8 protein-coding genes are annotated in these 6,836 nt (G+C 77.6%); 4 read left to right on the forward strand and 4 right to left on the reverse strand.

Features of this window, described 5'->3' with window-relative positions; all coding sequences use genetic code 11:
* Positions 1-46: 46 nt before the first annotated feature.
* On the forward strand, positions 47-931 hold the full coding sequence (locus AC5FZL_RS04030) for a helix-turn-helix domain-containing protein (protein ID WP_493617274.1): 885 nt from the start codon (positions 47-49) through the stop codon (positions 929-931).
* A gap of 19 nt (positions 932-950) precedes the next feature.
* Here the strand turns inward: AC5FZL_RS04030 and AC5FZL_RS04035 are convergent, their stop codons facing one another.
* Together AC5FZL_RS04035 and AC5FZL_RS04040 are read right to left on the reverse strand one after the other, a co-directional pair.
* Positions 951-1,241 carry a DUF4190 domain-containing protein gene (locus AC5FZL_RS04035; protein ID WP_493617275.1) on the reverse strand — a complete coding sequence of 97 codons (291 nt, stop codon included), beginning with the start codon at positions 1,239-1,241 and terminating at the stop codon, positions 951-953.
* 61 nt (positions 1,242-1,302) lie between these two features.
* The gene (locus tag AC5FZL_RS04040; protein ID WP_493617276.1) at positions 1,303-2,958 is read right to left on the reverse strand and encodes an FAD-dependent monooxygenase; all 1,656 of its coding nucleotides are present in this window, start codon (positions 2,956-2,958) and stop codon (positions 1,303-1,305) included.
* A gap of 156 nt (positions 2,959-3,114) precedes the next feature.
* Here AC5FZL_RS04040 and yidD point away from each other — a divergent pair, with 156 nt between their 5' ends.
* Positions 3,115-3,582 (forward strand): membrane protein insertion efficiency factor YidD, encoded by a 468-nt coding sequence (gene yidD / locus AC5FZL_RS04045; RefSeq protein ID WP_493617277.1) that lies wholly within the window; start codon positions 3,115-3,117, stop codon positions 3,580-3,582.
* 10 nt (positions 3,583-3,592) lie between these two features.
* A complete protein-coding gene (locus tag AC5FZL_RS04050) occupies positions 3,593-4,672 on the forward strand; it encodes a hypothetical protein (RefSeq protein ID WP_493617278.1) in 1,080 nt (359 codons plus the stop codon).
* 232 nt (positions 4,673-4,904) lie between these two features.
* On the opposite strand, the gene AC5FZL_RS04055 is transcribed toward AC5FZL_RS04050, so the two are convergent.
* On the reverse strand, positions 4,905-5,285 hold the full coding sequence (locus AC5FZL_RS04055) for an ATP-binding protein (RefSeq protein ID WP_493617279.1): 381 nt from the start codon (positions 5,283-5,285) through the stop codon (positions 4,905-4,907).
* 78 nt (positions 5,286-5,363) lie between these two features.
* The gene (locus AC5FZL_RS04060; RefSeq protein WP_493617280.1) at positions 5,364-6,155 is read right to left on the reverse strand and encodes an MBL fold metallo-hydrolase; all 792 of its coding nucleotides are present in this window, start codon (positions 6,153-6,155) and stop codon (positions 5,364-5,366) included.
* A gap of 67 nt (positions 6,156-6,222) precedes the next feature.
* Here AC5FZL_RS04060 and AC5FZL_RS04065 point away from each other — a divergent pair.
* On the forward strand, positions 6,223-6,836 hold a 614-nt coding region (locus tag AC5FZL_RS04065), incomplete at its 3' end, for a thiamine pyrophosphate-binding protein (RefSeq protein ID WP_493617281.1).

A 6,836-nucleotide genomic window follows, 5' to 3' on the forward strand; every position in this document is an offset into this window, starting at 1 on the left:
TCCCAGGACCGTCGCCGACCGGTGCCACCGGACCTACCGTCGGGGCATGGACAACCGCGCGGAGGTCCGCGAGTTCCTCACCACGAGGAGGGCCAAGCTCAGCGCCCAGCAGGTCGGGCTGCCCGACGTCGGCGCCCGGCGCGTGCCGGGCCTGCGGCGCACCGAGGTCGCCGTCCTGGCCGGGATCAGCGTCGAGTACTACTCCAAGCTCGAGCGCGGCGCCCTCGCCGGCGTCTCGGCGTCCGTCCTCGACGCCCTGGCCCGCGCCCTACGGCTCGACGAGGCCGAGCGCACCCACCTGTTCGACCTCGCCCGCGCCGCCGACGGCACCGCCGCCCTGGAGCGCCCGCGCCGGCGCGCCACCACCAAGCGGTGGACGCCACGACCGAGCCTGCAGTGGGCCCTGGACGCCGTCTCCGGTGGTCCCGCCATCATCCGCAACGGGCGCATGGACCTGCTCGCCACCAACCCCCTCGGGCGGGCGATGCACGACTCCCTGTACGGCGGCGACCCGGAGGTCCCGCCGAACTTCGCCCGCTACACCTTCCTCGACGCCGACTCCCGCCGCTTCTACCCCGACTGGTCCACCGCGGCCGACACCTGCGTCGCCATCCTGCGCACCGAGGCCGGCCGCGACCCCCACGACAAGGCCCTCCACGACCTGGTGGGCCAGCTCTCCACGCTCAGCGAGGAGTTCCGCCGGCGCTGGAACGCCCACGACGTGCGCCTGCACGGCGCCGGCACCAAGACCTTCCACCACACCGCCGTCGGGAACCTCGACCTCGCCTACGAGAGCATGGACATGGTCTCCGAGCCCGGCCTCACCCTCACCCTCTACGCCGCCGAGCCGGCCTCGCCCACCGCCGACGCCCTCAGCCTCCTGGCGTCCTGGGCGGCCACGCAGCGCTCAGGGGCACCGACGGTCGGGTGAGGTGCTCGGGCGGCGGCGGTCAGGGCGAGGTGGAGCCGCTCGTGGCCAGGCCCACGACCAGGAGGAGCAGGAACAGCAGCACGGGGACCACCCCGAGGATGCCGATGACGAGGCCGGCGACGGCGAGCCCGTGCCCGCCCTTGAGCCCGGCCCTCGTCTCCTTCATCGCCATGGCCGAGAGGACGATGGCGAGGAGGGAGCCGAGGCCGAAGATCCAGAGCAGGCTGAGGATGAAGCTCGTGACGGCCTTGCCCGACGTCGGGCGCACGAGGGCGGGCGCGGGGGCGCCGCTGTAGGGCTGCTGGGACACGGGGGCTCCATCGCTCGGGGGTCGCTGGACGGTAGCGGCGCCGCGCCGTCTCGCGCGGGACCTAGCTCCCGGAGCGGTCCGCCCGTGTCGCGGCCCGAGGGCTCGGCAGCCACCGCGCCAGGTGCGCGCTCGCCCGCGTGAGGTCGATGCTGTCCTCGCGGCTGGCGACGTGGCCGTCCGGCCGCACGAGCAGGCCGGCGCAGCAGCGCACCCCCAGCGCGGCCAGCGCGCGCCCGCTCGGGTCGGCGAGGACGCCGGGCGCGGCGACCCGGTCGAGGTGGCGGACCTGCAGCAGCTCCCCGCACCGCTCGCGCAGCGCCGCCACGGCGTGCTCGTCCCAGGCGGCCGCCGTCCCGCAGAGCAGCAGGGTCCAGGCGCGCGCGCTGAGGCTCTCCTGGAGCCACCCCTCCCGCCCGTCCCGGACGACCCGCGCGTCGGGCAGCCGGTCCCCCGGGCGGGGAGCTCGCCCGGCCCCCGCGGCGTCGACGGCCGGGCTGCCCCGGTAGGTGATGCCCAGCTGCGACATCGTGCGGAAGGCCGCCGCCCGCCCGCGCCGCGACCGCAGCGCCACCGGCAGCACGCGGGGCACGACCTCGGCGCGCACGAGCTGCGCGAGGGCGGAGGACGAGGTCGCGGCCGTGAAGGCGCGGTCGGTGAAGCGCACCACCTTCGCGCCGACCGGGCGCCGCTCGGCCTCGTAGGAGTCGAGCAGCTCCTCCGGCGCCCCGGCGCGCAGGACCAGGGCGAGCTTCCACCCGAGGTTCAGCGCGTCCTGGATGCCGGTGTTCATCCCCTGGGCCCCCACCGGGCTGTGGACGTGCGCGGCGTCGCCGGCGAGGAACGCGCGCCCCGTCCGGTAGGCCGTGGCGTGGCGGTGGTGGACGCTGAACGCGGTCGCCCACACCGGGTCGTGCAGGCGGACGGCGCCGCCGGTGGCCCGGTCGACCACGGCCTGCAGCTCCTCCAGCGCCACCGGGCCGCCGACCGCGGGCTCGGCCTCGCCCGCGGTGCCCACGCGGGCGACGTCCGCGCGCATGCTGATCAGCCGCCAGGTGGCCGGCGCGCCGAGGGGGAAGAACAGCACCGGCCCGGCCCGGCGGATGTAGGCGTGCAGCGCGCCGCGCTCGAGCCCGTCGGCCTCCAGGTCGGCCAGGAGGAACGTCTGCGGGTAGCGGCCGCCCGGGAAGCCGATCCCCGACAGGCGCCGCACGGTGCTGCGGGAGCCGTCGCACCCGACGACGTAGCGCGCGCGCACGCTGGCGAGGGCGCCGTCGGGCCCCCGCACCCGGCAGGTGACCCCGTCGCCGTCGTCGGTGAGCCCCTCCAGCGCGGTGCGCCGGGCGACGGCGACCCCAGCGGTCGCCAGGTGGTCCAGCAGCAGCGCCTCGGTGCGCGCCTGCGAGAGGAAGAGCAGGGACGGGTGGGCCGTGTCGGCCATGCCGAGGTCGAACAGCGGCACCGGCGTCGCCCGCCCCCCGGCGTGCAGCACCGCGCGCACGGCGGGGCGGCCCTGCGCGACCATCTGCTCGGCGAGCCCGAACGGCTGGAGCACCTCCAGCGTGCGGGGCTGGACGGCGAGGGCGCGCGACTCCTGCGCGCGGTCGCCGCCGCGGTCGACCACGCGGCAGGAGACCCCGGACGCCGTGAGGGAGGCGGCGAGCGCGAGGCCCGTCGGCCCGGCCCCGACGACGAGGACGTCGCAGCTCTCGACGGTCACGAGCGGCCTCCCTCGGCCACGGGAGTGGTGCTCCCGACGCTAGCCCCCGGGGGCCGCGGACGACAGGGGCGCGAGCCCGCCGCGCATGCCGGGGGCGCCGCCGGGTACCGACCGCTCGCTCGGAACCACCGGGCGGCGAACCGGAGGAGACCGAGCATGGTGTGGGTGCGCATCGGCGGGCCGCGCAGGCGGGGCGGCTACGGCGGCTACGGGAGCGGGTACGGCAGGGGCTACGGCGGCTACTCGCGCCAGCCGCGCGGCGGCGACGGCGGCTGCCTGCGCGACGTCCTCCTCCTCAACACCGGGTGCTGCCTGGCGCAGGCGCTCGGCTGCGGCACGCAGTCGGTGCTGCTCGCCCCGGCCGCCCTGCTCCTGGCCCTGCAGCGCCCCGCCGCCGGGGAGAGCCGCGCCGTGCGGATGGTGCAGCTCTACCAGTCCCGGATCAGCGCTCGCCGCCGCTCCGGCTGCTGCCGGATGACCCCCACCTGCTCCAACTACGCCCTCGGGGCGCTGCGCGAGCACGGCACCGCGCGCGGGCTGCGCCTGACCGCCGGCCGCCTGCTGCGCTGCCGTCCGGGCGGGCCCCGCGGCCTCGACCCGGTCCCGGCGGCGCAGCCGGCCTGAGGGGGTGGGCATGGCCACGAGGCGGCGCCACGCGCTGAGGACCACACGCGCCCGCAGCTCCCGGGTCGCGCGGCTGGGCCGGCGCACGACCGCGGTGGGGCTCGACGGCGTCCTCGCCGACCTCGACCGCACGGGCGAGGCGGCGCAGGCGCCCGGGGAGGCGGCCGGCACCGCCTTCACCTGGGACGCCGCCGACCGCGACGACCGCCGGTGGTGGCCGCAGGGGGTCGCCAGCCTCGACGAGCGCGGCGACGTCCTGCTCGTGAGCTGGTACGCCAAGCGGCGGAGCCGGTTCTCCACCTCCCCCGGCGCGCGGATCTCCGTCGTCGACCGCAGCGACCCTGAGCGCCCCCGCTACCGGCACGTGCTGCTCGCCGCGCCGCGCCGCTGGCCCCTGCGCCGCCTCGGCGCCGTGCCGGTGCACGCGGGCGGCATCGCCGTGCGCGGCGACCTGCTCTACGTCGCCGACACGATCGCCGGCGTGCGGGTCTTCCGGCTCGGCGACGTCGTGCGCGCGCCCACCCGCGCCCTGGGGAGGCGGCTCGCCGCCGGGGCCACCGGCGGGGCGGAGGAGCTCGTCCTGCCGCAGCTGCAGCGCCTGCGCGTGCCGCTGCTCACCGGCACGGGGCGGCTGCTGTTCTCGTTCCTGTCGATCGGGGAGGTCGCGGGGCAGCTGAGCCTCGTGGCCGGGGAGTACCGCCGCAGGGGCGGGGCGCCGCGGCTCGTGCGCTACCCGCTCGACCCCACGACCGGCCTGCCGCTGGCCGGCACGGGCGGGCGCTGCGCGCCGGTCGAGGTGCACGAGCACCAGCCGCCGCGGATGCAGGGCGTCGCCGTCGACGGCGGCACCTGGTACGTCACGGCCAGCACCGGCGAGGGCAACCCGGGTGACCTGCACGTCGGCGCCCCCGGCGCCTTCACCCGGCACCGCGGGGTGCTGCCGCCGGGCCCGGAGGACCTCGACTGGTCGCGCCCCGGCAGCGAGCTGTGGTGCGTCAGCGAGTGGCCGGGCCACCGCTTCGTCTTCTCCCTCGACGCCCGGCGCTGGCGCGGCGGCGCACCTGACGAGAGCGGCGGAGGAGCGGCCTAGGCCGCTCCTCCGCGGTGCCCCTCGTAGACGGCCGCGTGGACCGGGCAGTAGCGGGCGCCGGGCGGCACGAGCGTCGGGCAGCCGACCTTGAGGCAGGTGCTGGGACCAGGCACCGCCACCCCTCCCGGACGCCGACCGCTGCGGTCGCGCCAGGACTACGCCGGGCCGGCGTCCAGCGCGCCGACCCCCGGTGACCGCGGGAGGAACAGCCGCCGAACAGCGGATCCCCCGCTCACCCCTCGAGGCGGAACCACACCGCCTTGCCCGACTCCGACGGCTCGACGCCCCACGCGTCGCTGAGCAGGTCGACCAGCTCGATCCCCCGGCCGGACTCCTCCCAGTCCTTCGCGTGGCGCTGCACGGGCGAGGCGGGGTTGCCGTCGGTGACCCGCACGACGAGGTCGTGGTCCTCGTGGGCGAGGGCCAGGGTGATCGGCGGCGCGCCGTGGCGGACGGCGTTGGTGACCACTTCCGAGACCAGCAGCTCGACGCGGTCGAGCGCGTCCTCCCCGACGGTGCCGCCGGCGACCTCACGCACGAAGTCGCGCGCCCGCCGAGGGGCGTGCGCATCGGTCGGCAGCGTCAGCGCGACCGGCTCGCTCGTGCTGGACAAGGGGGCTCCTTCGGTGGTCCGGCGGTTCCTCCTCCCTGCCCCGTCCGCCGCCCCGCACACCCCGCGGCCCCGCACGCCTCAGCGGGGCCGGTGCACGACCACGAAGTCGTCGAACACGTGGCGCCCGGGCGCCCCGCCGACGGCGTCGAGGGCCGAGCGCAGCGCGCGCAGGTGGTCCACGCCCATCGCCAGCGGGGCCTCGTCGGGCTGCTCCGCGGCGCCGCGCGGGTGGTCGACGCCCGGTGTCGTGCTCATCTCGACGTGGCAGCCCAGGACGGCGCTGACCGGCCGGTCGGCGCAGAAGGCCAGCAGCCGGTCCACGGTCGCGGTGTACGCCGCCCAGTCCTCGACGTACAGCCGGCCGGGGTAGAGCGTGTCGCCGGTCAGCAGCAGCCCCGTCGCGCGGTCGTAGAAGACCGTCGCGGCCTCCTGGTGGCCCGGCCCGGGCAGCACGTCGACCACCCGACCGCCGAGGTCGAGGGCGCGGGGCGTGGCCGGCCAGTCCTGGAAGCCGTGGAAGGCCACGACGTCCGCGAGCGCCGGGCCGACCACCGTGGTGTCCGGGCGGTCGGCGAACTGCGCGTCGCCGGCGACGTGGTCGTCGTGGCCGTGGGTGTGGACGACGAGCAGCCGGTAGCCCTCGCGCGGGGCCGCTGCCAGCCGCTCGGCGAGCAGGGCGTCGACGACCTCCCGCTGCGGCATGAGCGCGGGGTCGGCGGTCGCCCCGGTGTCGACGAGGAGGGCGGTGTGCTGCCCGAAGAGCAGGAAGAGGAACGGCGCCTCGTAGTGCACCGCCCTGCTCTGGCGCATGACGACGGTGTCGGCGTCGTAGCGGGTGGTGCTCACCAGCGGCTGCGGGATCTCGCTCACGCCCCGACCGTAGGCGGAGGAGGGCGCCGGTGGCCCGCGCGGGGCCTCAGTGCTCCACAGTGCAGGCATGACGACGGGCACCCCTCCCCCGCTCCCCTCCGCCGCCGACCCCACCGCCGACCCCACCGGCGACCTCACCGGGGGCGCCGCCGTGGTCGCCGCCCTCGTCGCCGAGGGCGTGGAGGTGGTCTTCGGCATCCCGGGCACCCACAACCTCGAGCTGTACCGCGCGCTGGCCGGTTCGGGCCTGCGCCACGTCACGCCCCGGCACGAGCAGGGCGCCGGGTACGCCGCCGACGGGTACGCCCGCACCAGCGGCCGGCCCGGCGTCGTCCTCACCACGAGCGGGCCGGCGGTCAACAACGTCGCCGCCGCCGTGGGCACCGCCCACGCCGACTCCGTGCCGCTGCTCGTGGTCGCCCCCGGCGCCCCGCGCGGCCTGGCCGGCGCCGACGTCGGCGAGCTGCACGAGATGCGCGACAGCCGCGGGTCCATGGCCGGGGTGGCCGAGCGCAGCGTGCGGGTGGACAGCGCCGCGCAGGCCGCCGCGGTGGTCCGCGAGACCTTCGCCCGCTGGCGCACCCGCCGCACCCGGCCGGTGTTCCTCGAGGTGCCCGTCGACGTGCTCGAGGGCCCGTGGGACGGCGTCCTGCCCCCGCCGGTCGACCCGCCGGCGCCCCC

The organism is Quadrisphaera sp. DVD1 (assembly GCF_058932755.1).